Annotated in this window: 28 protein-coding genes; 6 read left to right on the top strand and 22 right to left on the bottom strand. The window is 69.6% G+C overall.

Going from position 1 to position 25,665, the window contains the following annotated elements; translation table 11 throughout:
• Positions 1 to 4: 4 nt before the first annotated feature.
• Positions 5 to 1,396, bottom strand: a complete 1,392-nt coding sequence (locus tag JWS14_RS06325; RefSeq protein ID WP_095865318.1) for a glycine--tRNA ligase — start codon at positions 1,394 to 1,396, stop codon at positions 5 to 7.
• 221 nt (positions 1,397 to 1,617) lie between these two features.
• Here JWS14_RS06325 and JWS14_RS06330 point away from each other — a divergent pair, with 221 nt between their 5' ends.
• Together JWS14_RS06330 and JWS14_RS06335 are read left to right on the top strand one after the other, a co-directional pair.
• Positions 1,618 to 1,983, top strand: coding sequence for an ArsR/SmtB family transcription factor (locus tag JWS14_RS06330; RefSeq protein ID WP_206012698.1), 366 nt, complete (start codon positions 1,618 to 1,620; stop codon positions 1,981 to 1,983).
• Positions 1,984 to 1,988: 5 nt separating this feature from the next.
• Entirely contained in the window at positions 1,989 to 2,414 is a 426-nt protein-coding gene (locus JWS14_RS06335; protein WP_072946670.1) for a Fur family transcriptional regulator, read from the top strand.
• A gap of 3 nt (positions 2,415 to 2,417) precedes the next feature.
• Here JWS14_RS06335 and JWS14_RS06340 read toward each other — a convergent pair whose 3' ends face one another.
• The 12 genes from JWS14_RS06340 to JWS14_RS06395 form a co-directional block, all read right to left on the bottom strand.
• A complete protein-coding gene (locus JWS14_RS06340; RefSeq protein WP_072946647.1) occupies positions 2,418 to 2,819 on the bottom strand; it encodes a hypothetical protein in 402 nt (133 codons plus the stop codon).
• The gene (locus tag JWS14_RS06345; RefSeq protein ID WP_061045323.1) at positions 2,816 to 3,625 is read right to left on the bottom strand and encodes an isoprenyl transferase; all 810 of its coding nucleotides are present in this window, start codon (positions 3,623 to 3,625) and stop codon (positions 2,816 to 2,818) included. The genes JWS14_RS06340 and JWS14_RS06345 overlap by 4 nt, the downstream gene beginning before the upstream one ends.
• Entirely contained in the window at positions 3,591 to 4,406 is an 816-nt protein-coding gene (gene recO / locus JWS14_RS06350) for a DNA repair protein RecO (RefSeq protein ID WP_206012699.1), read from the bottom strand. The genes JWS14_RS06345 and recO overlap by 35 nt, the downstream gene beginning before the upstream one ends.
• 58 nt (positions 4,407 to 4,464) lie before the next feature.
• Positions 4,465 to 5,427 (bottom strand): alpha/beta fold hydrolase, encoded by a 963-nt coding sequence (locus tag JWS14_RS06355; protein ID WP_206012700.1) that lies wholly within the window; start codon positions 5,425 to 5,427, stop codon positions 4,465 to 4,467.
• Between the two features lie 88 nt (positions 5,428 to 5,515).
• Positions 5,516 to 5,806: a DUF1905 domain-containing protein gene (locus tag JWS14_RS06360; RefSeq protein WP_072946645.1), complete on the bottom strand. Its 291-nt coding sequence runs from the start codon at positions 5,804 to 5,806 to the stop codon at positions 5,516 to 5,518.
• Positions 5,807 to 5,895: 89 nt separating this feature from the next.
• The gene (locus tag JWS14_RS06365) at positions 5,896 to 6,576 is read right to left on the bottom strand and encodes a response regulator (protein WP_072946644.1); all 681 of its coding nucleotides are present in this window, start codon (positions 6,574 to 6,576) and stop codon (positions 5,896 to 5,898) included.
• Positions 6,573 to 9,095 carry a sensor histidine kinase gene (locus JWS14_RS06370; RefSeq protein WP_206012701.1) on the bottom strand — a complete coding sequence of 841 codons (2,523 nt, stop codon included), beginning with the start codon at positions 9,093 to 9,095 and terminating at the stop codon, positions 6,573 to 6,575. The genes JWS14_RS06365 and JWS14_RS06370 overlap by 4 nt, the downstream gene beginning before the upstream one ends.
• 7 nt (positions 9,096 to 9,102) lie before the next feature.
• The gene (locus JWS14_RS06375) at positions 9,103 to 9,753 is read right to left on the bottom strand and encodes a potassium-transporting ATPase subunit C (protein ID WP_206012702.1); all 651 of its coding nucleotides are present in this window, start codon (positions 9,751 to 9,753) and stop codon (positions 9,103 to 9,105) included.
• Between the two features lie 6 nt (positions 9,754 to 9,759).
• Complete coding sequence (kdpB, locus tag JWS14_RS06380) at positions 9,760 to 11,862, bottom strand: potassium-transporting ATPase subunit KdpB (RefSeq protein ID WP_206012703.1); 2,103 nt, start codon at positions 11,860 to 11,862, stop codon at positions 9,760 to 9,762.
• The gene (kdpA, locus tag JWS14_RS06385; protein ID WP_206012704.1) at positions 11,859 to 13,574 is read right to left on the bottom strand and encodes a potassium-transporting ATPase subunit KdpA; all 1,716 of its coding nucleotides are present in this window, start codon (positions 13,572 to 13,574) and stop codon (positions 11,859 to 11,861) included. Before kdpA ends, kdpB begins: the two co-directional genes overlap by 4 nt.
• Positions 13,574 to 13,672, bottom strand: a complete 99-nt coding sequence (kdpF, locus tag JWS14_RS06390; protein ID WP_095865194.1) for a K(+)-transporting ATPase subunit F — start codon at positions 13,670 to 13,672, stop codon at positions 13,574 to 13,576. Before kdpF ends, kdpA begins: the two co-directional genes overlap by 1 nt.
• 241 nt (positions 13,673 to 13,913) lie before the next feature.
• Positions 13,914 to 14,543, bottom strand: coding sequence for a pyridoxamine 5'-phosphate oxidase family protein (locus tag JWS14_RS06395; protein ID WP_095865193.1), 630 nt, complete (start codon positions 14,541 to 14,543; stop codon positions 13,914 to 13,916).
• A gap of 78 nt (positions 14,544 to 14,621) precedes the next feature.
• Between JWS14_RS06395 and pdxR the strand changes: the two genes are divergently transcribed.
• From pdxR to JWS14_RS06410, 3 genes are read left to right on the top strand one after another with little or no spacing between them, the layout of a single operon-like run.
• Entirely contained in the window at positions 14,622 to 16,070 is a 1,449-nt protein-coding gene (pdxR, locus tag JWS14_RS06400) for a MocR-like pyridoxine biosynthesis transcription factor PdxR (protein WP_206012705.1), read from the top strand.
• Positions 16,071 to 16,109: 39 nt separating this feature from the next.
• The gene (locus tag JWS14_RS06405; protein WP_206012706.1) at positions 16,110 to 17,555 is read left to right on the top strand and encodes an amidase; all 1,446 of its coding nucleotides are present in this window, start codon (positions 16,110 to 16,112) and stop codon (positions 17,553 to 17,555) included.
• A gap of 2 nt (positions 17,556 to 17,557) precedes the next feature.
• Entirely contained in the window at positions 17,558 to 18,130 is a 573-nt protein-coding gene (locus tag JWS14_RS06410; protein WP_072946636.1) for a TetR/AcrR family transcriptional regulator, read from the top strand.
• Positions 18,131 to 18,173: 43 nt separating this feature from the next.
• On the opposite strand, the gene era is transcribed toward JWS14_RS06410, so the two are convergent.
• The 6 genes from era to JWS14_RS06440 form a co-directional block, all read right to left on the bottom strand.
• Positions 18,174 to 19,091 carry a GTPase Era gene (gene era, locus JWS14_RS06415; RefSeq protein ID WP_072946635.1) on the bottom strand — a complete coding sequence of 306 codons (918 nt, stop codon included), beginning with the start codon at positions 19,089 to 19,091 and terminating at the stop codon, positions 18,174 to 18,176.
• Positions 19,084 to 19,416 carry a cytidine deaminase gene (locus JWS14_RS06420; RefSeq protein WP_072946634.1) on the bottom strand — a complete coding sequence of 111 codons (333 nt, stop codon included), beginning with the start codon at positions 19,414 to 19,416 and terminating at the stop codon, positions 19,084 to 19,086. The genes era and JWS14_RS06420 overlap by 8 nt, the downstream gene beginning before the upstream one ends.
• Complete coding sequence (locus JWS14_RS06425; protein WP_072946633.1) at positions 19,409 to 20,728, bottom strand: hemolysin family protein; 1,320 nt, start codon at positions 20,726 to 20,728, stop codon at positions 19,409 to 19,411. The genes JWS14_RS06420 and JWS14_RS06425 overlap by 8 nt, the downstream gene beginning before the upstream one ends.
• A gap of 21 nt (positions 20,729 to 20,749) precedes the next feature.
• Positions 20,750 to 21,292, bottom strand: coding sequence for an rRNA maturation RNase YbeY (ybeY, locus tag JWS14_RS06430; RefSeq protein ID WP_072946632.1), 543 nt, complete (start codon positions 21,290 to 21,292; stop codon positions 20,750 to 20,752).
• Between the two features lie 36 nt (positions 21,293 to 21,328).
• Positions 21,329 to 22,402: a PhoH family protein gene (locus JWS14_RS06435; protein WP_012688199.1), complete on the bottom strand. Its 1,074-nt coding sequence runs from the start codon at positions 22,400 to 22,402 to the stop codon at positions 21,329 to 21,331.
• 108 nt (positions 22,403 to 22,510) lie between these two features.
• Complete coding sequence (locus JWS14_RS06440; protein ID WP_371851580.1) at positions 22,511 to 22,819, bottom strand: hypothetical protein; 309 nt, start codon at positions 22,817 to 22,819, stop codon at positions 22,511 to 22,513.
• On the opposite strand from JWS14_RS06440, the gene JWS14_RS06445 reads away from it, so the two are divergent.
• Positions 22,796 to 22,978 carry a hypothetical protein gene (locus tag JWS14_RS06445; protein WP_206016312.1) on the top strand — a complete coding sequence of 61 codons (183 nt, stop codon included), beginning with the start codon at positions 22,796 to 22,798 and terminating at the stop codon, positions 22,976 to 22,978. The two genes, JWS14_RS06440 and JWS14_RS06445, sit on opposite strands and share 24 nt — an antisense overlap.
• Here JWS14_RS06445 and JWS14_RS06450 read toward each other — a convergent pair.
• Genes JWS14_RS06450 through dnaJ form a run of 3 tightly spaced genes read right to left on the bottom strand, consistent with a single transcriptional unit; the run spans position 22,952 to position 25,635 of the window.
• Positions 22,952 to 23,713: an alpha/beta hydrolase family protein gene (locus JWS14_RS06450; protein WP_095865190.1), complete on the bottom strand. Its 762-nt coding sequence runs from the start codon at positions 23,711 to 23,713 to the stop codon at positions 22,952 to 22,954. The genes JWS14_RS06445 and JWS14_RS06450 overlap by 27 nt on opposite strands.
• Positions 23,714 to 23,719: 6 nt before the next feature.
• Positions 23,720 to 24,481, bottom strand: coding sequence for a 16S rRNA (uracil(1498)-N(3))-methyltransferase (locus JWS14_RS06455; protein ID WP_206012707.1), 762 nt, complete (start codon positions 24,479 to 24,481; stop codon positions 23,720 to 23,722).
• Between the two features lie 2 nt (positions 24,482 to 24,483).
• Positions 24,484 to 25,635: a molecular chaperone DnaJ gene (dnaJ, locus tag JWS14_RS06460; protein WP_072946628.1), complete on the bottom strand. Its 1,152-nt coding sequence runs from the start codon at positions 25,633 to 25,635 to the stop codon at positions 24,484 to 24,486.
• Positions 25,636 to 25,665 lie beyond the last annotated feature (30 nt).

Here is a 25,665-nt window from a genome sequence, read left to right on the forward strand (position 1 = left end):
CGGATCAGGAACCGATGAGGCGCTGCGCCAGGTAGCCCTCTACCTGGTCGAGCGCGACCCGCTCCTGGGCCATGGAGTCGCGTTCACGCACGGTCACGGCGTGATCCTCGAGGGTGTCGAAGTCCACGGTGATGCAGAACGGCGTGCCGATCTCGTCCTGACGGCGGTAGCGGCGGCCGATCGCGCCTGCGTCGTCGAACTCGACGTTCCAGTGCTGGCGGAGCGTCGCGGCGAGATCCTTCGCCTTCGGCGTCAGGTCCGCGTTACGCGACAGCGGCAGCACCGCGGCCTTCACCGGGGCGAGACGACGGTCCAGGCGCAGCACGGTGCGCTTGTCGACGCCGCCCTTCGCGTTCGGCGCCTCGTCCTCGGTGTACGCGTCGACGAGGAACGCCATCAGCGAACGCGTGAGACCGGCTGCCGGCTCGATGACGTACGGCGTGTACCGCTCACCGGAGGCCTGGTCGTAGTAGTTGAGATCGGTGCCCGAGTGCTTCGAGTGCGTCGACAGGTCGAAGTCGGTGCGGTTGGCCACACCCTCGAGCTCGCCCCATTCGCTGCCCTGGAAGTGGAAGCGGTACTCGATGTCGACGGTGCGCTTGGAGTAGTGCGACAGCTTGTCCTGCGCGTGCTCGTACAGCCGCAGGTTGTCCTTGTTGATACCCAGACCGGTGTACCAGTCCATGCGGTAGTCGATCCAGTACTGGTGCCACTCTTCGTCCTCGCCGGGCTTGACGAAGAATTCCATCTCCATCTGCTCGAACTCGCGGGTGCGGAAGATGAAGTTGCCGGGGGTGATCTCGTTGCGGAAGCTCTTGCCGATCTGGCCGATACCGAACGGCGGCTTCTTGCGCGACGTGGTGAGCACGTTCGCGAAGTTCACGAAGATGCCCTGCGCGGTCTCCGGGCGGAGGTAGTGCATGCCCTCTTCGCTCTCGACCGGGCCGAGGTACGTCTTGAGCATCATGTTGAAGTCGCGGGGTTCGGTCCACTGGCCGACCGTGCCGCAGTCGGGGCAGCCCACGACGTCCATCTGGACGTCGTCCGGGTTGTCGAGGCCCTTCTTCTCCGCATACGCCTCCTGCAGGTGGTCCTGACGGTGACGCTTGTGACAGTTGAGGCACTCGACGAGGGGGTCGTTGAACACGCCGACGTGGCCGGACGCCACCCACACCTCGCGCGGCAGGATGACCGAGGAGTCGAGGCCGACGACGTCCTCGCGGCTGGTGACCATGTTGCGCCACCACTGCTTCTTGATGTTCTCCTTGAGCTCGACACCCAAGGGGCCGTAGTCCCAGGCCGACTTCGTGCCTCCGTAGATCTCACCGCACGGGTAGACCAGGCCACGACGCTTGGCGAGATTGACGACGGTTTCGACTTTGGACTTCGGTGCCACTCGGGTGCTCTCCATCTGGGTAATAGATGCATGGTTCACGTGCGCTTTTCGGATCCCAGCCTATCTGTCCGATCACGGTCGGTTCACCCCGCCGGTTGACATGCGTATTCGTGCATATCAAAATGGAATCGATTTGCAATAAGATGGGGTGTTCCTCCCGGGGCCGACGGCCACGCGGCCACGGTCCCGTCCATTGTCCGGCACACCGAAGGAGATCACTGGTGAGCGTCGTCGATCCCGGGGATCTGCATCCGTTCGAGGCCACCCCGCATCCGTTCGAGGCCGCTCCCCCGGCTCCTGTGCCGTCGAAGGAGACGCTGACGGCGGCAGGCGACATCCTGCGCGCCCTCGCCGCCCCCGTCCGCATCGCGATCGTCCTCCAACTCCGCGAATCGGAACGGTGCGTGCACGAACTCGTCGGAGCGCTCGGCGTCACACAACCATTGATCAGCCAGCATCTTCGCGTGCTCAAGGCCGCGGGCGTCGTGCGCGGCGAACGCACCGGACGTGAGGTCCTCTACCGCCTGGTGGACGACCACCTCGCCCACATCGTCGTGGACGCCGTCGCGCACGCCGAGGAAGGATGAACGCCTTGACCCAGAACACCGGCCAGCGCAAGCCCGTCGTCGTGGGAGTCCGCGCCACCAAGCAGCGCAGCGCCATCTCCGCACTCCTCGACGACATCGAGGAGTTCCGGTCGGCGCAGGAACTGCACGACGAACTCCGCAAGCGCGGCGAGGGCATCGGGCTGACCACCGTCTACCGCACCCTGCAGACGCTCGCCGACGCCGGCACCGTCGACGTCCTGCGCACCGACACCGGCGAATCGGTGTACCGGCGCTGCTCGTCCGGACACCACCACCACCTGGTCTGCCGCGCGTGCGGCTACACCGTCGAGGTCGAAGGGCCGACCGTCGAGCAGTGGTCGCAGTCGATCGCCGACGCCCACGGTTTCTCCGACGTCAGCCACACCATCGAGATCTTCGGTCTCTGCAAGGACTGCAACGCGCCGCGGTGAACGTCAGGGGATCAGCCCCTGCCGGGCGGTGTCCGCGCCGCTCAGCACGAGGAGCAGCATCGTGGTCAGCGCCTCGTCCACGAGTCCGGCGGCGGGGAACGTGTAACGCAGGATGACGTCCGCGAGCCTGCCGTGACCGAACACCGCGATCGAACCGAACTGCAATGCGCCGTTGCGCTCCGCGACCTTCTTGTGCAGCGCGGCGCTGACCGGACGATCCCAGGCCAGGACGCACGTCATCGACAGCACGTCGAGGCCGTCGGTGAGAGTCATCGCACTGATCGAGCACAGCGCCCCGGCGTATTCGAAGCTCAGCGAGCCGTCCTCGGCCCGGGCGACGGTGGCGAAATGCTCCAGCGCGTCCGCTGCCCGCCCGAGGAGTGCGGGCGCCCCGTCGACGGTCATTTGACGCCACCGAACCGGCGGTCACGTGACGCGTATTCGACGCACGCCGCCCACAGGTCGCGGCGGTCGAAATCGGGAAACAGCTTCTCCTGATACACCATCTCGGCGTAGGCCGACTGCCAGATCAGGAAGTTGGACGTGCGCTGCTCGCCGGACGGCCGGAGGAACAGGTCGACGTCCGGCATGTCCGGCTCGTCGAGATAGCGGGCGACGGTCGCCTCGGTGATCTTCTCCGGGTCGAGCTGACCCGCCGCGACCCGCCTGCCGATCTCCTTCGCCGCGTCGGCGATCTCCGCGCGACCGCCGTAGTTGACGCACATGGTCAGGTTCATGACCGTGTTGTGCTTCGTCAACTCCTCGGCGATCTCGAGTTCCTTGATGACGCTGCGCCACAGCTTGGGCCTGCGACCCGCCCACCGCACCCGCACCCCCATCTCGTGCATCTCGTCACGGCGACGACGGATCACGTCGCGGTTGAAGCCCATCAGGAAGCGCACCTCCTCGGGGCTGCGTTTCCAGTTCTCGGTGGAGAACGCGTACGCCGACAACCACTCGACGCCCATCTCGATGCACCCGCAGACGGCGTCCATCAACACGGCCTCGCCGCGTTCGTGGCCCGCGGTCCGAGGCAGTCCCCGCTCCTGCGCCCAACGGCCGTTGCCGTCCATCACCAGCGCGATGTGCCGGGGCACGAGTTCGGGTTGCAGGCCCGGCGGGCGGGCGCCCGAGGGATGCGGGTCCGGCGGCCGGATCTGGCGCTCGGCCCCGGAATTATGCGGAGCTCGGGGTTCGCGTCGTCGAATCACGGTCCCCATCCTGCCTGACCGAATCCTCCGCCCCTACCGCCGCATGCGGTCGTGCGCGTTCGATCAGCGGGAGAGTGCGGAGTTGCCGTTCGAGGTGCCACTGCAGATGCGCCGCGACCAGACCGCTGGCCTGCCCTCGCAACGACTCGGGCACCTGCTCGGTGCTCGCCCAGTCGCCGCGGAACAGAGCGTCCATCAGGTCGAGGACACCCGGCGACGGGGTGGCAGCGCCCGGCGGCCGGCACTGGACGCACACCGCTCCCCCGGCGGCCACGTGGAATGCCCGGTGCGGGCCGGGTGCGCTGCACCGCGCGCAGTCGTCGAGGGCAGGCGCCCACCCCGCAAAACCCATGGCCCGCAACAGGAAGGCGTCGAGGATGAGCTCGCACGGCCGGTGGTGTTCCGCGACGGCCCGAAGCGCCCCGACCGTCAGGCGGTGCAGCTGCAGCGCCGGGGCCCGTTCCTCGCCGGCGAGCCGCTCGGCGGTCTCGAGGATCGCGCACGCCGTGGTGTACCGGGAGTAGTCGTCGACGATGTCGGTCGCGAACGCGTCGACCGTCTGGACCTGGGTGACGATGTCGAGGTTGCGGCCCGGGTAGAGCTGCACGTCGATGTGCGCGAACGGCTCGAGGCGGGCGCCGAACTTGGACTTCGTGCGGCGCACCCCCTTGGCGACCGCGCGCACCAGACCGTACTGCCGGGTGAGGAGTGTGACGATACGGTCGGCCTCGCCCAGCTTGTGCTGGCGCAGGACCACCGCATTGTCTCGATACAACCTCACCGGTCCAGTCTCCCACGCCCGGGCGGCCACATTCCGCAGGCCGAGCCACATGCGACGGTCAGGGCTCGCTGCGCCCGTCGCGCACGGCGTCGACGACGTCGCGGACCCCGTCGACGACGAGTTGCGGCTGCTCGATGTTGATGTTGTGGCCGCTGTTCGTGTTCGTGACATGTTTGGCACCCGGTACGAGCTGGGCCAGATCCTCCTGCGCCTTCGGCTGCACGGCGTCGAGGGCCGGGCCGTAGCCGGGATCGATGTCGGCGGGGAGGCTTCCGTTCGCGACGCCCTCCGCGATCTGCGGCGCCACCGAGCGGTCGGCGGAGAGTACGACGAGCGGCTGGGGCCGGATCGGTTCGGCGGCGCGGATCTCGTCGAAGCTGCGGACGAAGTCGACGCGCTCGAGATCCGGGTACTCGTCGAGACTGTCCTGCGGCGGTTCGTTGAGGCGCAGGAACTCCTGGAACTGCTCCGGGGGCAGGAGTGTCTGCAACTCCTCCGACTGCGCGTCGATCAGCACCAGGCCCGCCACCTCGTCGGGATGGGTACCGGCGAAGAGTCTCGCGATCTGACCGCCGTAGGAGTGGGCGGCCAGAACATAGGGACCGGGCCCGGCTGCATCCGTGGCGCCCAGCAGCGACTGGAGGTCGGCGACCGCGTCGCTGGTGGTGATCGGCTGCGGGACCGGGTCGCTGCGGCTCACTGCATCCCCGCCCAGCACGACTCCCGGCCGATCGTACGAGCAGACTCGCGTGAACTCGGCGACTCCGTCGAAGGCCGAGGTGCTCGCCGGATCAGCCGTCATCGTCCACTGATCGGCACCGAACCGGAGACCGGACACGAACACGACGGTCGGCGTGCCCGTGCCCGCACACTCGAGATAGATGTTCCGGCCCCCGCCGATGTCGACGGTGCCGGCGAATTCCTCGCTCGTGTTGCCGTCGTCGCCCGTTCCGCACGCGGCGACGAGCACCACGACCCCCAGCGTGGGGAGCCATCCCGACAACCGCGGCCACCTCGGCACGAAACACCTCGAAACCCGTCCGGAAACGCGGACCGCTTCCGGATGATCCGTACCCAGTGCTCCCCGGATCAAACCCGGGCAGCCCACATCAGCTGAAACGCTGCTCGAGGTGCACCGTCACCTCGACGCCGGCCGCGTCCTTGCCGATGAGCTTGCACAGTGCGATCTTCAGGGGAAGCCAGTGCGGACCCTCGCCCGAGGGCATCAGGGTGGCATTGAACGGGTGGCCGTCGATCGTCCCGCCGACCTTCACCGGCCGCCTCGTTCCGAGGAGTTCGGCGGAGTCCGGCACGGTCACGTACGTCGCGAATGCCCCGTCCTTCTGGATCGGCGCCGTAAAGGTGTGCGCGAGCGGTTGCGGGGTCTTCGGTGCGGGCATTCGTGGCTCCTCCGGTCGAGTGTGATGCTGCGGTCGAAGGTAAGACTCCCGGACCGGGCCCGAATCATCGGTCGTGAGCGGGATCACGGTCACACCTGGAACCGGTACCCCATTCCGGCCTCGGTGATGAGGTGACGCGGGTGCGACGGGTCGTCCTCGAGCTTGCGCCGCAACTGCGCCAGATACACCCGCAGGTAATGGGTCTCGGTGGCGTACGCCGGACCCCACACCTCCCGCAGCAGTTCCTTCTGGCCCACCAGCTTGCCCTTGTTGCGCACGAGCATCTCGAGCATCCCCCACTCCGTCGGCGTCAGGTGCACCTCGGCGCCCGCCCGCCGCACCGTCTTCGCAGCCAGGTCGACCGTGAACGAATCCGTCTCCACCACAGGCTCGCTCGTGTCGACGGCCGTCGTCGCGCGGCGGGCCGCGGCCCGCACCCGGGCCAGGAACTCGTCCATCCCGAACGGCTTGGTGACGTAGTCGTCGGCGCCCGCGTCGAGAGCTTCCACCTTGTCCGCGGAATCGGTGCGCGCCGACAGCACGATCACCGGCGCCGGGCACCACCCGCGCAGGCCCGCGAGCACCTCCGTGCCGTCCATGTCGGGCAACCCGAGGTCGAGCACGATCACGTCGGGCGGTCGCTCGGCCGCGGCGCGCAGTGCGGCGGCCCCGGATGCGGCCGTCACCACGTCGTATCCGCGCACACTGAGATTGATTCGCAGGGCGCGGAGAATCTGCGGTTCGTCGTCGACGACGAGGATTCTCGTCATGGGTGCTCCCCTCCCGCCCCGGCCAGTTCCACCACCATCGTCAGACCACCACCGGGGGTGTCGGTGGCGCTGATGGTGCCGCCCATCGCGTCGACGAATCCGCGGACGACGGAGAGCCCGAGCCCGACTCCCGTGGTCGTGTCGCGGTCCCCCAGCCGCTGGAACGGGGCGAACATCTCCTCCGCCCGGCCCCGCGGAACTCCCGGGCCCGTGTCGGCGACGGTGACGACGGCACGGTCTCCCACCGCCGCGGCACCGACCCGGATCACGGAGTCCTCACCGTAGCGGAGCGCGTTGTCGATCAGATTCGCGAGCACCCGCTCGAGCAGGCCCGAATCCGCCATCGCCGCGACCGTTCCGACGTCGACCTCGACCCGTTCGCGGGCCCGTGTCCCGGTCCGGCCGCCGATTCCCAGCCCCACCAGCGCCCGGTGCACCACCTCGTCGAGGTACACGGGCCGCAGCGTCGGGGTCACCACTCCCGCCGCGAGCCGGGACGAGTCGAGCAGGTTGCCGACGAGAGAAGTCAGGACGTCAGCCGATTCCTCGATGGTCGCCAGCAGTTCGGCGGTGTCCTCCGGGGAGAAGTCGACGTCGTCGCTGCGCAGGCTGGACGCAGCGGCCTTGACCGCGGCGAGCGGCGTCCGGAGGTCGTGGCTGACGGCGGACAGCAGCGACCGCCGCAGCCGGTCGGCCTCGGCCAGCGCCTGCGCCTGCCCCGCCTCCTGCGCGAGTTCCGTCTGGCGGATCATGCCCACGGCCTGATTCGCGACGGCGAGCAGCACGCGGCGATCCCGGGCGTGCAGCTCGCTGCCGCGGAGGGCGAGCGCGTACTCCCCTTCCCCCACCTCGCAGACCGTGTCGGCGTCGTCGACGCTCGCCGGTGGATGCGGCCCGACCGACCCGACGAGACCGCGGTCCCGGTGCAGGACGCTCACGGACTCCTGACCGTACGTCTCGCGCACCTTCTCGAGCAGCGTGCCGAGATCGGCCCCCCGCAGCACCGATCCGGCGAACAGCGCCAGCAACTCGGCCTCCTGCGACGCCCGCCTGGCCTCCCGTGAACGCTTGGCGGCCGCGTCGACCAGGACCGCGACGGCGACGGCGACCACGAGCAGCACGACCGTGGTGATGAAGTTGTCCGGTTCGGCGATGGTGAAGCTCCGCACCGGCGGCGTGAAGAAGTAGTTGAGGAACAGACCCGAGATCAGCGCGGAGAACGCTGCGGGGGCGACACCGCCGAGCAGCGAGACGAGCAGCACCACGATGAAGAACAGAGCGCCCTCGCCGACCAGCCCGAGCCAGCGGTCGACGGCGCTCATCACCACGGTCGCCACCGACGGCACGAGGACCGCGGCGATCCAGGCGATCATCGTGCGGGACCGCGATCCCACCGGCGACAACCGCCTCAGCCGGTGGGATTCGCCGTGGGTGACCATGTGCACGTCGATCGACCCCGACTGGTGCAGCACGCTCGCACCGATTCCCTCGTCGAAGATCCGCGCCCACCGTGAGCGTCTCGACGTGCCCAGCACCAGCTGGGTGGCGTTCGCAGTCCGGGCGAAGTCGAGGAGTGTGGTCGGGACGTCGTCGCCGACGACGCTGTGCAGGCTCGCCCCGATACTCGCGGCGAGCGTCCGCACCTTGCCCATCTCCGGGGCCGACACGCCGGCGAGGCCGTCGCCGCGCACCACGTGCACGACGATCAGCTCGGCGCTGGACCTCGACGCGATCCGCCCTGCCCGCCGGACGAGTGTCTCCGATTCCGGTCCGCCCGTCACCGCGACCACCACCCGTTCCCGGGCCTCCCACGTGTCGGTGATCTTGTTCTCCGCACGATATTTCGCGAGTGCGGCGTCGACCTGATCGGCAACCCACAGCAAGGCCAGTTCGCGCAGCGCGGTGAGGTTTCCTTTCCGGAAGTAGTTGCTCAGTGCGGCGTCGACCTTTTCCGCGGCGTAGATGTTGCCGTGGGACAGCCTGCGGCGCAGCGCTTCCGGGGTGATGTCCACCAGCTCCACCTGGGTGGCGGCGCGCACCACCTCGTCGGGGACAGTCTCCTGCTGCACCACCCCGGTGATCCGCTGGACCACGTCGTTGAGGCTTTCGAGATGCTGGACGTTGAGCGTCGAGAGGACGTCGATACCCGCGCCGAGCAGAATCTCCACGTCCTGCCAGCGTTTCTCGTGGACACTGCCCGGCGTGTTCGTGTGCGCGAGTTCGTCCACGAGCACCAGCGCCGGCCTGCGGGCCAGCACCGCCTCGACGTCCAGCTCGCGGCCGAGCGTGCCGCGGTAGGCGATGACCTTCGGCGGAATCAGTTCGAGGTCACCGAGTTGCGCCGCCGTGCGGTCGCGGCCGTGGGTTTCCACCACGGCCGCGACGACGTCGCACCCCCGTTCGCGGCGGCGGTGCGCCTCGCCGAGCATCGCGAACGTCTTGCCGACACCCGGTGCGGCGCCGAGATAGATGCGCAGTTCGCCGCGCCGGCGTTCGCCTTCGGGTCCGGTACCACTCACCTCGCCATCATCCACCAGCTGTCGGGGCGGTGCACCGAGGAACGGTCAGGCCGAGGGCGAGATTCAGCTCGAGAACGTTCACCCGCTGCTCCCCGAGGAACCCGAGTTGCCGTCCCTCGGTGTTCTCGTCGACCAACTGCTGGACGCGGCTCTCGCTGAGGCCGTTCATCTGTGCGACCCTCGGCACCTGCAACGCGGCGTACGCGGGGCTGATGTGCGGATCGATGCCGGAACCCGATCCGGTGACCGCGTCCGCCGGCACGGACTCGGGTTGCACCCCCTCGCGGGCGGCGATCGCGTTCCGGCGCTGGGTGACGAACGCCGCCAGGATCTCGCTGCTCGGTCCCTGATTGGTGGGCAAGGCGGTGGCGGGGTCGCCCGGTGCGAACGGATCCTGTGCGGCGACCGACCCGGTGACCCGGTTGTGGAAGAACGGGTCCGGGTCCCCTGCCGGCACCTGCGGGTCGACACCGACCCACCGGCTCCCGACGACGCACCCGGTGGTGTCGCGGACCGGCGAACCCTCCGCCGCGCCGGCGCCGATCCGGCTCACCCCCCACACCGCGGCGGGATAGAGCACGCCGAGAACGGCGGTGAGTGCGAGCAGGACGAGGAGTCCGGCCCAGGTCTGCCGGAGCAGTCCGATGAGAAAACGCATGCGAAGTCACCCAATTCCGGGAATGAGACGGACGACGAGGTCGATGAGCCAGATACCGGCGAACGGTGTGATCACGCCGCCGAGGCCGTAGATCAGCAGGTTGCGGCCCAGCAGTGTCGACGCCGACGACGGCCGATAGCGAACACCTTTCAGCGACAACGGGATCAGCGCCACGATCACGACGGCGTTGAAGATCACCGCCGAGAGGATCGCCGATTCCGGGGTGGCCAGACGCATGATGTTCAGCGTGTCCAGCTGCGGATAGATGACGCTGAACAGCGCGGGGAGGATGGCGAAGTACTTGGCCAGGTCGTTGGCGAGCGAAAACGTGGTCAGCGCACCTCGGGTGATGAGCAGCTGCTTGCCGATCTCCACCACCTCGATGAGCTTGGTGGGATCGGAATCGAGATCCACCATGTTCCCGGCTTCCTTCGCCGCGGACGTGCCGGTGTTCATCGCCACCCCGACGTCCGCCTGGGCCAGGGCCGGGGCGTCATTGGTGCCGTCACCGGTCATCGCGACCAGCCGGCCGCCCTCCTGTTCCTTGCGGATCAGCGCGAGTTTGTCCTCGGGTGTCGCCTCCGCCATGAAGTCGTCGACACCGGCCTCGGCCGCGATGGCCTTGGCGGTGAGCGGATTGTCGCCGGTGATCATCACCGTGCGGATTCCCATCGCCCGCAGTTCCGCGAACCGCTCGGCGATGCCCGGCTTCACCACGTCCGACAGCGCGATCACGCCCAGCACCGTCGGCGCATCCGCGTGGATCGAGGCCACCACGAGGGGTGTTCCGCCGGCCTGCGCGATCTCGTTCACCGCGCCGGTGACCGCGGGCGAGGTGTGTCCGCCGAGCGAATGCACCCAGTTCAGCACCGCGTCGCCGGCGCCCTTGCGGATGCGGGTGCCGTCGATGTCGAGCCCGCTCATCCGGGTCTGCGCGGTGAACGGCACGAACTCCGCTGCCCTCTCGGCCTCGGACGGCGCGGGGTCCAACCCGAAGTCCCGGGCGCACAGGTCCACGATGCTGCGCCCCTCGGGAGTGCCGTCCGCGAGGCTGGACAGCCGTGCCGCCGTTGCCAGCTCGCTCGCGGACACTCCCGGTGCGGGATGCAGGGCGGTGGCCTGCCGGTTGCCGAACGTGATGGTGCCGGTCTTGTCCATCAGCAGGGTGTCGATATCGCCGGCGGCCTCCACCGCCCGCCCCGACATCGCCAGGACGTTCCGCTGCACCAGCCGGTCCATCCCGGCGATCCCGATGGCCGACAGCAGGGCGCCGATCGTGGTGGGGATCAGACACACCAGCAGCGCGATCAGTTTGATCGGGTCCTGTTCCTGCCCCGCGTACAGACCCATCGGGCCGATCGCGACGACGGTCAGCAGGAAGACGATCGTCAGCGACGCCAGCAGGATGTTCAGCGCGATCTCATTCGGCGTCTTCTGCCGCGCCGCCCCCTCCACGAGGGCGATCATCCGGTCCACGAACGACTGCCCGGGGGCCGCGGTGACGCGGACGACGATCCGGTCGGACAGCACGGTCGTGCCGCCGGTGACGGCGCACCGGTCACCGCCGGATTCGCGGACGACGGGCGCGGACTCGCCGGTGATCGCCGATTCGTCCACGGTGGCGATGCCCTCGACGACGTCGCCGTCGCCCGGGATCACCTCACCGTCGACGACGACCACGCGGTCGCCGACGACGAGGTCGGTGCCCGGCACCGATTCCAGAGCGCCGCTCGCCGTGATCCTGTGGGCGACCGTGTCCTGCTTCACCTTCCGCAGGCTCGCCGCCTGCGCCTTGCCCCGCCCCTCCGCGACCGACTCGGCGAGGTTCGCGAACAGCACGGTGAACCACAGCCACGCGGTGACCGCCCAGGAGAACACCGACGGGTCGGCGATGGCCATGACGGTGGTGACGACGGAACCGACGAACACCACGAACATCACCGGGTTGCGGGCGAGGTGCCGGGGGTCGAGTTTGCGCAGCGCGCCCGGCAACGCCGTCACCAGCTGGGCGGGACTGAAGATCCCGGCCTTGACGGGCGCCGGGGCGTGGCCGCCCTCGGGCGGCGTCGTCGGCTCGGTCGCCGGACGACTGGTCACGTTCACACTCACTGCAGGGCCTCCGCGATCGGTCCCAGCGCGAGGGCCGGGAAGAATGTCAACGCCGCCACGAGCACGACGGTGCCGGTGAGCAGCCCCGTGAACATCGGGCCCGCCGTCGGCAGGGTTCCGGCGCCCGGGGCCGTCTTCTTCTGCGACGCCAGGGATCCGGCGAGCGCGAGGACGAAGATGATCGGCAGGAACCGGCCGAACAGCATGCACACGCCGAGCGCGGTCTGGAACCAGTCGCTCGTGACCGTCAGCCCGCCGAACGCGCTGCCGTTGTTGTTCGACGCCGACGCGAACGCGTACAGCACCTCCGAGAATCCGTGGATCGATCCGGGACTGCCGGGGTCGCCGCTGTTGCCCTGGTAACCGGTGGTCGAGGACAGGATCACGGTGATGCCCGTTCCGATCAGGACCAGCGCGGGCATCACCAGCACCGACAGCGCGGCGAGGGTGATCTCCCGTTGCCGTAGTTTTTTGCCCACGTACTCGGGTGTGCGGCCGACGAGGAGTCCACCGACGAAGACGGCGATGAGGGCGAGGACGAGAATGCCGTAGAGCCCGGTGCCCACACCGCCGGGCGCGATCTCCCCGAGCAGCATGTTCAGCAACACGGCTGCGCCACCGAGCGGCGACAGGCTGTCGTGGGCGGAATTCACCGCGCCCGTGGACGTTCCCGTGGTACTCACGGCGAACAGTGCGGTGCCCGGAATGCCGAAGCGGACTTCCTTGCCTTCCATCATCGCGCCTGCCGCGGAGGCCGCGACGCCGCGTCGTCCCGATTCGGCGGCAAGGGTGACGGCGAGCAGTGAACCCCACAGGATGCCCATCACAGCGAGCAGGGTCAGGCCCTGGCGGTGCCCGGACACCTCGCTCGCTCGGTCGTGAGGATCGCCGACCATGGTGCCGAACGTGCGGGTGAGGGACACCGGGATCAGCAGGATCGCGAGGATCTCGACGATGTTGCTGACCGGGGTGGGGTTTTCGAACGGGTGTGCCGAGTTGGCGGCGAGGATGCCGCCGCCGTTGGTGCCGAGTTCCTTGATCGCCTCCTGCGAGGCGACGGGCGCCAGGGCGTTGGTGACGGCATTGCCGTCCAGGCCGGTGGATTCGAATCCCGTGTGGAATGACTGGATCACGCCCTGGCTCAACAGAATCAACGCGATGACGAAGGAGAACGGCAGCAGAATCCGCAGACTGCCGCGGGTGAGGTCCACCCAGAAGTTGCCGATCTCACCGCCGCGGGCCACGCGGACGAACCCGCGGATCAGCGCGACCGCGACGGCCATGCCGACCGCCGCGGACACGAAGTTCTGCACGGCGAGTCCGACCGGCTGGGTCAGGTTGCTCATCGTGGTCTCGGGGGCGTAGGACTGCCAGTTGGTGTTGGTGACGAACGACACGGCCGTGTTGAACGCGACCGCGGGGCTGACCCCGGTCAGGTCGCCGGACAGCGGCAGCACACCCTGAATGCGTTGCAGGACATACAGGAAGAGCACGCCGGCCATCGAGAAGCCCAGAACGCTGCCCGCGTAGCCGTACCAGGTCTGCTCCGTGTGGGGGTTGATGCGGCACAGGCGGTACAGCACGGATTCGACCCGCAGGTGGCGGCGCGATTCGTAGACGCGGGCCATGTAGTCGCCCACCGGCACGTACAGCGCCGCGAGTACCGCGATCACGAGCGCGATCTGCAGGCCGGCCGCGAGGGCGGGCGTCATCAGAACCGCTCCGGGTCGATGAGCGCGACCAGCAGATACACGACGAGCGCCGCCGCGATCGCGACGAGGACGACGGCGAGTATTCCGGCGCCGGTCATTTCACGCGTCCGGTCTGCAGGGCACGGAGAACGAGCGCGCAACAGGCGAACCCGCCGAGGACGAGCGCAACGTAGGCCACGTCGGCCATGTGAGGATCCCTCTTCGTACTGATCCTGCGGTTCAGCGCAGGCATGACACCCCACGGTTGCGGGGTGTCATGCCAGCATCACGCCGGATCCGGGCGACAGAGGCCTCGCTGACGAAGCGCTTACGGGACGTCCAGGGCTCTTGACGCTTTCCTTACGCGGTCCGGGTCAGCCGCGACACGGACGCGGGCACGGGTGTGCCGGTCGCCACCCACGGCGCCGGGACGGGCGCACCGGCGACCGACCGCACGGGGACGACCCCGGCCCACGCACTGCTCGCTTCGGCGGGTTCGCCCGGCGGCGCGTCCCGCACCTTGACGGTCCACTGCCCCGGCGTGATCGGGAGGGCGAGGGCCAGCGTCGCGGCGAGTTCCTTGCGACGGTGTCCCCGGACCTCGCTGCTGCGACCGGGGATCAGCACGTCCGACAGTGCGTCGAGGGCGCCGGCGGATTCGTCTTCGCCGAGGGTGACGAGGTTGCCCCGCACCACCGCCGAACGGTAGTTGGCGGACGAGTCGAACAGTGTGTCCGCGACGACGATTCCGTCGAGCATCGCGACGCACAGCACCGCGGGGGCGCCTGCCGCGACCTGCCGCAGCGCGCCGGCCCCGGTGGAACCGTGCAGCAGGATCCTGTCGCCGTCGCGGGCGTAGAGCATCGGCACGGCCCAGGGCAGGCCGTCGACGACGGTGGCGAGGGTGCCCATCGGCGCGGCGTCGAGGACGGCGTCGAGCTGCGCACGTTCGGTTCGGGCACGGTCCGGGTATCTCCTGATCTTGTCCACGAGACCATCCTCACCCCCCATGTGGTTCAGGCTCCAGATCCACAATTGAAAATATCGGCAGACCAGTATTGTGGGTTCATGCCCCGGATCAGCCCCGAGCTGCACCTGACGTTGCGGCTCCCCGACACCGACGCACCGCTTCGGCACCGCATCGCGGAGTCGATCCTCGACGAGATCCGAGGCGGCCGTCTGCGGCCCGGCGATCCGCTGCCCTCCACGCGGGCCCTCGCCGGCCACCTGACGGTCGCGCGGGCGTCGGTGGTCGACGCGTACGACGAACTCTGCTCGTCCGGATACGCGAACGCCCGCGCCGGTTCCGGCACCCGGATCGCACCGGGCGCCGACGTGGCGGCCCGCGCGCACGTCGCCCCGCACGCGATCACGCACACGTCGGAGCGGGCGTCGCAGGCCGCTGCCGCGACACCGGAGGCGCGGTGGGACCTCACCCCGGGCCACCCCGACCCCGGCCTGATCTCGACCACCGACTGGCGCCGGGCGTGGCGGTCGGCCGCGGCCGCCACGGTGACGTCCGACGTTCCCGGCCCCGACGGGCACCCGGAGTTGCGGCGCGCCCTCGCGGGGCATCTGCGCCGCACCCGGGGCATCTCGGCGCGGCCCGACGAACTCGTGATCGTTCCCGGAGTGGGCTCCGCGCTTCGGACTCTCGTCGCCGCGGCCCGGCTGAGCGGCCGCGACGTGGTGTTCGAGGAGCCCGGCTACAGCCGGGCCCGCCTGGTCCTCGAGGCCGCGGGCGCGCGGACACGCTGCGTGCCCGTGGACGAGGACGGCCTCGATCCCGCACTGCTGCGCGGCATGGACGCGGCGGCCTACTGCACGCCGGCCCACCAGTATCCGATGGGCGCCCGGATGCCGGTGGGCCGCAGGGCCCGGCTCGTCGCCGACGCCGCGGCGTCCGGGACGCTGATCATCGAGGACGACTACGACGGCGAGTTCCGCTACGACGTGTCGGCGTTGCCCGCCCTGCGCAGCATCGACCGCGGGTCCGACTACGTGGCCTACCTGGGCACGGCGTCGAAGATCCTCACTCCCGCGGTCCGGGTGGCGTGGGTGATCGCCCCCGCGGCGCTGCGGCCGGGGATCGTCCGGGCGCTGGACACGACCGGCGAGGCCTGCTGTGCGATCACGGCCCTCGCGCTGGCGCATTTCATCGACTCGGGTGCGTTGTCGCGGCACCTCGCCCGCGCCTCCCGCACGTACGCGGCCCGCCGGTCGGCGTTCGTCGCCGCACTGCAGCAGCAGCTGTCCGCGGTCGGCACGGACGGCGTCGGGGTCGCCGGCATCGAGGCCGGTCTCCATGTCGTCCTGACACTGCCGCGCTCGGTCGACGACGTCGCCCTCGCGGCGGAACTGCAGGACCACGGGGTGACGGTGCCGAGCCTCGCCGACTACCGCACCACGCCGAGCGGACCCCGGGGACTGGTCTGCGGGTACGCCCGACTGCCCGAGTCCGCGGCCCGCGGGGCCGCCGGGGTGATCGGGGAGGTGGTCCGCAGGCACCTCCGCTGATACTGTTCGTTCGAACGAACAGTCACGGGGAGGGGCGAGATGAGCACGGGACAACTGGGCAGCGAACAGCGGCGCGAAGAGGAAGGCGACCGGTCACCGGGACTCGTCGAACAGGTGAAAGCCCTGGCCTCCGGCGACACCACGTCGGTCGCGGCCACCCGCGCCGCCCTCGACCGCATCGATGCCAGCCAGCCGACGCTCAACGCGTTCAAGGTGGTCCGCCGGAACAAGGCCCTCGCCGAGGCCGCGGAGGCCGACCGCCGGATCGCCGCCGGTGAACGCCTCCCGCTCCTCGGAGTCCCGATCGCCGTCAAGGACGACGTCGACGTGGCCGGGGAGCCCACCGCGTTCGGCTGCCCGGGCGACTTCCCGCCCGCGGCGCGGGACTCCGAGATGGTGCGGCGACTGCGCGCGGCCGGTGCCGTCGTCGTCGGCAAGACCAACAGTCCCGAACTGGGGCAGTGGCCGCTCACCGGCGGACCCGCCTTCGGTCACACCCGCAATCCGTGGAACGGCGACCACACCCCGGGCGGGTCGTCCGGGGGCGCTGCGGCGGCCGTGTCCGCCGGCCTCGTGTCCGCCGCGATCGGTTCCGACGGCGCCGGTTCCATCCGCATCCCCGCCGCGTGGACCAACCTCGTCGGGATCAAGCCGCAACGCGGCCGCATCTCCACCTGGCCTGCCGCCGAGGCGTTCTACGGTCTCACCGTCAACGGACCGCTGGCCCGGACGGTCGCCGACGCGGCCCTGCTCCTCGATATCGCGGCGGGACCTCATGAGGGCGACATCCACACACCGCCGCCGGTCACCGTCAGCGACGCCATCGGCCGCGACCCCGGGCCGCTGCGCATCGCGCTGTCCCTCCGGATCCCGTTCACCGCCACCCCCACCACGCTGCACCCCGAGGTGCGCCGGGGTGTCGCGCGGATCGCCGAGGCACTGCGCAGGCTCGGGCACCGCGTCGTGGTGGACGACCCCGACTACGGGATCATGTTCGGTCTCGGCTTCCTCCCCCGGTCGATGGTCGGCATCGACGACTGGATGCGGAAGGTCCCCGACCCGTCCCTCGTCGACCCCCGCACGAAGGGCAACGCCCGGACCGGGCGGCTGTTGCGCGGGGCCCCGCTCCGGTCCGCCCGGGCGGCCGAGCCGAGAATGCGGCGACGCGTCGGTGCGATCTTCGACGAGTACGACCTCGTCCTCGCCCCCACCACCGCCACTCCCCCGCCGAGGGTCGAGGAGATCGACGGCATCGGTTCGTGGGCCACGGACAAGGTGATCACCGCGGTCTGCCCGTACGCGTGGCCGTGGAACGTGCTGGGCTGGCCGAGCGTGAACGTCCCGGCCGGGTTCACGTCCGGAAACCTGCCGATCGGCGCCCAGCTGATGGGGCACGACAACGCGGAGCCGCTCCTGGTTTCCGTTGCGGCCCAGCTCGAGTCGGTGCTCCGGTGGGACCTGGAACGTCCCGGGAAGTGGTGGTGAGCGTGGCTTCGACGGACGTCCGTGACCGCATCCTCGCGGCGGCGCTGCACATCGTCGGCACGGAAGGCATTCCCGGCGTGACCAATCGGCGGATCGCGGCGCAGGCCGGGGTCTCGCTCGGCTCCATCACGTACCACTTCCCCACGCAGACGGACCTGCTGCGCGCCGCGCTGTCGGGGTTCGTGACGGAGGAGACGCAGCGGCTGTCGGAGCTGGCGGAGGGGTACCGCGACAAGGGGCTGAGCTTCGAGGACGTCGCCGCACTGACCGAGAAGGTCGCGAAGGATCTGGCGTTCTCCGCGGAGCGGATCGCCCCGTTCGAGCTGTACATCCAGGCGGGCCGCGATCACGAACTCCGTCAGGCCGCCGCCGAATGTTTCGCCGCGTACGACGAATTGACGGTGACGATTCTCACCGCCCTCGGCGTCCCCGATGCGGAGTCCGTCGCCCCCACGGTCGTGGCGACCATCGCCGGCCTGCAACTGCGCAGACTCGCCACCGGAAGCGACGGGGAGCACGACTTCGCGGCGTCGGTGCTGCTTCTCCTGCGGGCCGCCGGCCCCGTGCGTGGTTGACGGGTCCCTGGACTCGTCAACCACGCACGGGCGGCGGAGCCGCCTAGAACCCCAGCCTGCCGAGCTGTTTCGGGTCGCGCTGCCAGTCCTTGGCGACCTTCACGTGCAGTTCGAGGAAGATCTTGGTGCCGAGCAGTTTCTCGATCTGCAGCCGCGCCTTGGTCCCCACCTCGCGGAGGCGGGCGCCGCCCTTGCCGATCACGATGCCCTTCTGCGACGGCCGCTCGACGTACAGCAGCGCGTGCACGTCGAGCAGTTCGCCCTGCTTCTCGGTGCGTCCCTCGCGGGGGATGATCTCTTCGATGACCACGGCCAGGGAGTGCGGCAGTTCGTCGCCGAGGCCCTCGAGAGCGGCCTCGCGAATGAGTTCGGCCATCAGCGTCTCTTCGGGTTCGTCGGTGAGTTCGCCGTCCGGGTAGAACGCCGGGCCCTCCTCCATCTTCGACGCGAGGACGTCGACCAGCACCTCCACCTGCTCACCGGAGGCGGCGGACACCGGCACGACGTCCGTCTCCGGCCCGAGGAGCTTGGAGACGGCGAGCAACTGCTGCCCGACCATGTCCTTGCTGACCTTGTCGATCTTCGTGACGATGCCGACGAGCGTGGTCTTCGGCGCGATCTGCCGGACCTGCTGCACGATCCACCGGTCGCCGGGGCCGATCTTCTCGTCCGCCGGGATGCACAGGCAGATCACGTCGACCTCGGAGTAGGTGTCGCGCACGAGGTCGTTGAGGCGCTGGCCGAGGAGCGTCCGGGGACGGTGCAGCCCCGGGGTGTCGACGAGGATCAGCTGTGCGTGGTCGCGGTGCACGATGCCGCGGATGGTGTGCCGGGTGGTCTGCGGCCGCGAGGACGTGATCGCGATCTTGCTGCCCACCAGCGCGTTGGTCAGCGTGGACTTGCCCGTGTTGGGCCGTCCGACGAAACAGACGAATCCGGAACGGAATTCGGGTTTACTCATGTTGCTCCTCGATCACGGATCCATCGGTTCGCGCGAAGACGACGGCCGCCTGCGCACTGACTTCGTGTAGCGCGGCGATGCCCGGGTCGTCCGGGTCCCCGCCGATCACGGCTGCCGCCTCGAAACCCTCGGCACCACTCGACACCGCCGCCGCGACGGCCGCCTGCAGCGCGGTCAGCGACAGCGCCGTCAACGCGACCGCGCCGGCAGAGTAGGTGCGGCCGTCGAGATCGCGGACGGCGGCGCCCTGACCACTTCCGGTGCGGCCGAACGCTCCTCGCGCGAGCACGATCAGTTTCGCGTCCTCGGCGTCCAGTTCAGTCATCGTCGCCCTCCCGTTCACGGTCGTTGACGTCGTCGTCCTCGTCGATCGGTGCGCGTTGCACGAAGACCGTGCTGATCCGCACCCGCCCGCGCACGTCGGGCGAACCCTCACCGCGGAGGACGAGACCGTGCGAGACGACCTCCGATCCCGGGAGCGGCACCCTGCCGAGTTCGTATCCGATGAGCCCACCGACTGTTTCGACCTCGTCGTTCTCCACCTCGATGCCGAACAGGTCACCGAGATCCTCGATCGGCAGCCGCGCGGACACCCGGTACATGCCGTCGCCGAGGTCCTCGACCGGCGGGGTCTCGTCCTGGTCGTACTCGTCGGCGATCTCCCCGACGATCTCCTCGATGACGTCCTCGATGGTGACCAGGCCTGCGATGCCGCCGTATTCGTCGACCAGCACGGCCATGTGGTTGCGGTCGCGCTGCATCTCGGCGAGCAGGCTGTCGAGCGGTTTGGAATCGGGCACGAAGACGGCGGGCCGCATCACGTCGCCGACGAGGACACTGCGTCCGCCGTCGCGGGAGTGGTACGTCTGCTGCACGAGGTCCTTGAGGTAGACCACCCCGAGGACGTCGTCGACGTTCTCCCCGATCACGGGAATCCGCGAATGTCCGCTGCGGACGGCCAGCGACGTCGCCTGCCCGGCGCTCTTGTCGCTTTCGATCCACACCATCTCGGTGCGCGGCACCATCACCTCGCGGGCGGAGGTGTCGCCGAGTTCGAAGACGGACTGGATCATCCGGCGTTCCTCGTCGGCCACCACGCCCCGTTCCTGCGCCATGTCGACGAGTTCGCGCAGTTCGATCTCGGAGGCGAAGGGGCCGTTGCGGAATCCCTTGCCCGGGGTGATCGCGTTGCCGATCAGGATGAGCAGGCGGCTGATCGGACCGAGCAGGGTTCCGATGACCTGCAGCGGGAACGACGTGATCAACGCGATCGTGTAGGCGTGCTGGCGGCCGAGCGTCCGCGGGCCGACCCCGATCACCACGTAGTCGACGAGCACCATGATGACGGCGGTGAACGTCAGCGCCCACACGGGTTCGAGGAGATCGGACAGGCCTCCGACGAGCACCACCGTCGCCGTGATCTCACACAGGATGCGCAGCAGCACCATGAGATTCACGTACCGGGGACGATCCGACAGGATGCGGAGCACCCGGGTGGCGCCGGGGCGATCCTCCTTCGCCATCTCCTCGATGCGCGCGGACGAGATCGTGTTGAGTGCGGAATCGACGGCGGCGAAGACACCACCGAGAGGGACGAGGACGATCGCGAGGACGATCAGCGCGATGGCGCTACTCACAGAAGACCCTTCACGTGGCGGTTACTGATCCGGGGCGTCGAAGAACCCGGCCTTGCCGAGCAGCTTCTGGTCCCGGGCAGCGAGCGCGGCGTCGCGTTCGGCCCTGCGCAGATCCTCGTACCAGTCGTCGAGCAACTGGTTCTGCAGGCCGAACATCTCCTTCTCCTCCTCCGGTTCGGCGTGGTCGTAGCCGAGGAGGTGCAGCACACCGTGCACGGTGAGCAGAGCGAGTTCGTGGGCCAGCGGATGACCGGCCTTGTCGGCCTGGTCCGCGGCGAAGGACGGGCACAGCACGATGTCGCCGAGCATCGACGGTCCCGGCTCGGGTGAATCCGGGCGGCCGCCTGGCTCGAGCTCGTCCATCGGGAACGACATCACGTCGGTGGGACCGGGCAGGTCCATCCACCGCATGTGGAGGTCGGCCATGGTGGCCGAGTCCACGAGGACCATCGACAACTCGGCCGCGGGGTGCACGTCCATCCTCGCGATCACGAAGCGGGCAACGCTGATCAGCTCCTCTTCGGAGACGTCCATGCCCGATTCGTTCGAGACTTCGATGCTCATGTGTGTCGCTTCCTCCTGGTTCCGGCGACACTCACCCTACCGTCGTGGAGAACGCGAGTGCGCCGCTCTCCGCTGTGCGCGGTTCCCGAGCTCGACCTTGCCGTCCCGGTCCGCCTCGAAACGCTCGTACGCGTCGACGATGTCGGACACCAGCCGGTGCCGGACCACGTCGCTGCTGTTGAGTTCGGCGAAATAGATGTCGTCGATGTCACCGAGGATCTCGGTGGCTGCGCGGAGCCCGGACCGGGCGCCGCCCGGAAGGTCCACCTGGGTGACGTCGCCGGTGACGACGACCTTGGAACCGAAGCCCAGCCGGGTGAGGAACATCTTCATCTGCTCGGCGGTGGTGTTCTGCGCCTCGTCGAGGATGATGAACGCGTCGTTGAGCGTGCGGCCGCGCATGTACGCGAGCGGCGCCACCTCGATGACACCCGACTGCATCAGCTTCGGGATGGCCTCGGGGTCCATCATGTCGTGCAGGGCGTCGTGCAACGGCCGCAGGTACGGATCGATCTTCTCGTGCAGCGTGCCGGGCAGGAACCCGAGCCGCTCCCCCGCCTCGACCGCGGGGCGGGTGAGGATGATCCGCGACACCTGCTTGGTCTGCAGGGCCTGCACCGCCTTCGCCATGGCGAGGTACGTCTTGCCGGTGCCCGCGGGCCCGATACCGAACACGATGGTGTTGGCATCGATCGCGTCGACGTACCGCTTCTGGTTCAGTGTCTTCGGCCGGATCGTCTTGCCGCGACGCGACAGGATGTCGAGGGTGAGGACCTCGGCGGGCGATTCGCTCAGGCCCTGCGTGAGCATGCCGACCGTCCGGCGCACTGCGTCGGGGGTCAGCGGCTGCCCGCGACCGACGATGGCGCCCAGTTCGGCGATGACCCGCTCGGCGAGCGCGACGTCGCCGGGCCGTCCCGTCAACGTGACGGCGTTGCCGCGTACATGGATGTCTGCGTCCAGGACCCGTTCGAGAGCGCGCAGATTCTCGTCGGAAGAACCGAGGAGAGGCGGGACCGTTTCGGGTGGGAGATCGATACTCGAACGCACGGTGCGTTCCGCCGGACGCGTGGCGCCGAACGTCTCGCCGTTCTGGTCTTGTTCGCTCACGTGAGGGATATGGCCTTCTTCCCGGTTCCTGGTCGGTCACGACGGTCGTCGCGATGAGGGAAGTCTATCGCTCGCAGGTCACAGCGCCCACCCGATTACGCGACGCCGTCACCGATCCAGGACGGCCGGATTCTCGCGCAGCCACCGCCGCGCCTCGTCCACGACGCGGGTCCCCTCGGCAGGCGTCAACCCCAGCACCGCGAGGTACGCGACGGCGAACGACTCGCCCGAATCCTGCACCTCGCCGGAATTCGCCTGGTCCAGCAGGGTGATCGTCATCGCCTCCGCGAGGTCGGGACGCTCCGGTTGCCGCGCCTCGTCCCCCATGGCGGCGACGAGGGCGGCGGACGCCTCGTCGGCGATGCCCTCGACGAGCGCCTCGCGGCTGGGGAAATGCGCGTAGACGGTGCGGCGCACGACTCCGGCGGTGGGCACGACGTCGTCTCCCTGGCCGGTCTGATCGGTGGACTCGCACTGGGCATCGGCGCGCTGGTCGTGGCACTCGTCCTGCCCGGACGCACGGTCACACCCGAATCCGGGGACCGCAGTTCAGAACTCGCCGTCACCGGACAGTAGGGCGTCCCGCGAGATCTTCCAGCATTCGGTCTCGGGATTCAGGAACGCGTAGTGGTCTTCTCCCTCGACGATGTGCAGCGCGACCGGATCGCCTGCCGCCCGCGCCGCCTCCCCGTACCGGACGCTCACCTTCGCCGGGACCTGTGCGTCCTCCGTGCCGTGGATGCACACCACCGGCACCCCGGTGGGGATGCGGTGCAGCGGGGATGCGGCGCGGTACCGATCCGGGTCCTCGTCGAACGGCACCCCGAGGAGATCCTCGATGTATCCGATCCGCCTGCCGCGTTCCCCCGCGGAGGCGAGGTCGAGGGCGCCGGCCTGCGACACGACCTTCTCCGGCCGGACCGCCGTCTGCCGCTGACCGGCCAGCCACACCGCGAGTTGCCCGCCCGCCGAGTGACCGACAACCCGGACCTTCGACAGGTCGAACGGGACCGCCGACCGCTCGGCGACCGGACCGGCGATCGCGTCGAGCGCGGCGAGAACGTCTGCGGACATCTCGTCCCACCCGCCGCCCGCGCCAAGCCTGCGGTATTCGATGTTCCAGACCGCGACACCGTGGCGCGCCAGGTCGACCGCGAAACTCGTGCCCAGGTTCAGGTGGTATTTCCCGCTCCAGAAACCGCCGTGGACGACCATCACCACCGGCACCGGGGTCGACACCGGTTCCTCGGGCGGATAGAAGTGCCCGAACTGCTGCGGTTCGGTTCCGTAGGCGATGCGAATGCGGTCCACGGACAGTCAGGCTAGCGGGGCCGCGCCCCAGCGGTCGGTGAGGACGCCGATGGCGCCCAGCGCGACGGCCGCGGCGGTCGAGGTCCGCAGGACGTGCGGACCGAGCAGCACGGGCACGGCGCCCGCCTCGGTCAGCGCGGTGATCTCCTCCTCGGAGATACCGCCCTCGGGACCGACGACGAGCACGATCTCGGCGGCCGCACGCAGCGGAAGCTCGGCGAGGCCCTGCGTCGCCGCCTCGTGCAGCACGGCGACGACTCCGCCCCGGCCGACCACTTCGCGGACGACGGCGAGCATTCCCGCGGTGCGGTGCAGTTCCGACACCTCGGGCACGATCGCCCGCCGGGACTGTTTGGCGGCGGCGAGAGCGGCGCTACGCCAGCGAGCGACACCCTTCGCGACCTTCGGGCCCTCCCACCGCGCCACGCACCGCGACGACTGCCACGGCACGATCGCGTCGACCCCCGCCTCGGTGGCCAGCTCGACCGCCAGCTCGGACCGCTCCGCCTTCGGAAGCGCCTGCACCACGGTCACACTCGGCGACGGCGCCGTCACCTGACGCCGTTCGTGAACGGTGAGTTCGAGCCGGTCCTTCCCGGCCGCCGTCACCTCGGTGTCGGCGAGACCACCCCGGCCGTCGGCCAGCACGATCCGCTCCCCGACACCGATCCGGCGCACCGTCGCGGCATGCCTGCCCTCGGGGCCGTCCAGGACGGCGGTGCTCCCCACCTCGGGCAGCGGGTCGAGGAAGAAGACCGTCGCCGCCACGATCAGCGACCGCTGAACGCTTCACGCAGGCGCGAGAACAATCCGCCGCTGTGCTGGGACTGGGTGGAGACGACCTCGGCGACGTCGCGGTCGCGCAGGTCCTTGAGCTCGCGGAGAATCTTCGTCTCCTTGTGGTCGAGGCGCGACGGCACCACGACCTCGAGGTGCGCGTGCACGTCGCCGCGGATGCCGGACCGCAGCTTCGGCATGCCGTGCCCGCGCAGGACCGTCACCGACCCCGGCTGGGTGCCCGGCTCGATGGTGATCTCCTTGGGACCGTCGATGATCGTGTCGATCGTCACGGTCGTGCCGAGGGCGGCGTCGATCATCGGAACCCGGATCGTGCAGTGCAGGTCTTCGCCGTCGCGCACGAACACCTCGTGCGCCTGCTCGACCACCTCGACATACAGGTCGCCTGCGGGTCCGCCGCCGGGGCCGACCTCGCCCTGCGCGGCGAGCCGGATCCGCATGCCGCCCGCGACGCCGGCGGGCACCTTCACCGTGATGTCGCGGCGGGCGCGCACCCGGCCGTCGCCGCCGCACTTGTGGCACGGGTCGGGAATCGTCTCGCCCGCGCCGCGGCAGGTGGGACACGGCCGGGATGTCATGACCTGACCGAGGAACGAACGCTGCACGGACTGGACCTCGCCCGCGCCGCCGCACGTCTCACAGCGCACCGGCGTGGAATCGCCGTTGGTGCCCGAACCGGTGCAGCTGTCGCACAGGATCGCCGTCTCGACGGTGACGTGCTTGCTGACGCCGGTCGCACACTCCGCCAGCGTCAGCTTGGTGCGCAGCAGTGAATCGGCGCCCGGCTGGACGCGGCCGCGCGGCCCGCGGCCCGCACCGCCTCCGCCGCCGAAGAACGCTTCGAACACGTCGCCGAGGCCGCCACCGAAACCGCCGCCGAAGCCGGCACCGCCTCCGCCGCCGCCCGAGGACAGGGGGTCGCCGCCGAGATCGACGATGCGGCGCTTCTCCGGGTCCGACAGCACCTCGTAGGCCGTCGAGATGTCCCGGAACCGGGCCTGCGCCGCCTCGTCGGGGTTCACGTCGGGATGCAGTTCCCTCGCAAGCTTGCGGTACGCGCGCTTGAGCTCCTGATCGGTCGCCTTCTGATCGACGCCGAGCGTTGCGTAGTAATCCCGTGCCACGTTGAGTCTCTCGTCCTTCTCTGCTTCGTT

This window comes from Rhodococcus koreensis, from assembly GCF_017068375.1.
GTDB lineage: Bacteria > Actinomycetota > Actinomycetes > Mycobacteriales > Mycobacteriaceae > Rhodococcus_F > Rhodococcus_F koreensis.

What these genes read in the sequence shown, in the direction of transcription:
- JWS14_RS06340 (WP_072946647.1), bottom strand. Translation starts at nt 2,819, where the DNA reads ATGACCGTCGACGGGGCGCCCGCACTCCTCGGGCGGGCAGCGGACGCG.
- JWS14_RS06360 (WP_072946645.1), bottom strand. Translation starts at nt 5,806, where the DNA reads ATGCCCGCACCGAAGACCCCGCAACCGCTCGCGCACACCTTTACGGCG.
- JWS14_RS06365 (WP_072946644.1), bottom strand. Translation starts at nt 6,576, where the DNA reads ATGACGAGAATCCTCGTCGTCGACGACGAACCGCAGATTCTCCGCGCC.
- JWS14_RS06375 (WP_206012702.1), bottom strand. Translation starts at nt 9,753, where the DNA reads ATGCGTTTTCTCATCGGACTGCTCCGGCAGACCTGGGCCGGACTCCTC.
- kdpA (WP_206012704.1), bottom strand. Translation starts at nt 13,574, where the DNA reads ATGACGCCCGCCCTCGCGGCCGGCCTGCAGATCGCGCTCGTGATCGCG.
- kdpF (WP_095865194.1), bottom strand. Translation starts at nt 13,672, where the DNA reads ATGACCGGCGCCGGAATACTCGCCGTCGTCCTCGTCGCGATCGCGGCG.
- pdxR (WP_206012705.1), top strand. Translation starts at nt 14,622, where the DNA reads ATGCCCCGGATCAGCCCCGAGCTGCACCTGACGTTGCGGCTCCCCGAC.
- JWS14_RS06405 (WP_206012706.1), top strand. Translation starts at nt 16,110, where the DNA reads ATGAGCACGGGACAACTGGGCAGCGAACAGCGGCGCGAAGAGGAAGGC.
- era (WP_072946635.1), bottom strand. Translation starts at nt 19,091, where the DNA reads ATGAGTAAACCCGAATTCCGTTCCGGATTCGTCTGTTTCGTCGGACGG.
- JWS14_RS06420 (WP_072946634.1), bottom strand. Translation starts at nt 19,416, where the DNA reads ATGACTGAACTGGACGCCGAGGACGCGAAACTGATCGTGCTCGCGCGA.
- ybeY (WP_072946632.1), bottom strand. Translation starts at nt 21,292, where the DNA reads ATGAGCATCGAAGTCTCGAACGAATCGGGCATGGACGTCTCCGAAGAG.
- JWS14_RS06445 (WP_206016312.1), top strand. Translation starts at nt 22,796, where the DNA reads ATGCGCGTAGACGGTGCGGCGCACGACTCCGGCGGTGGGCACGACGTC.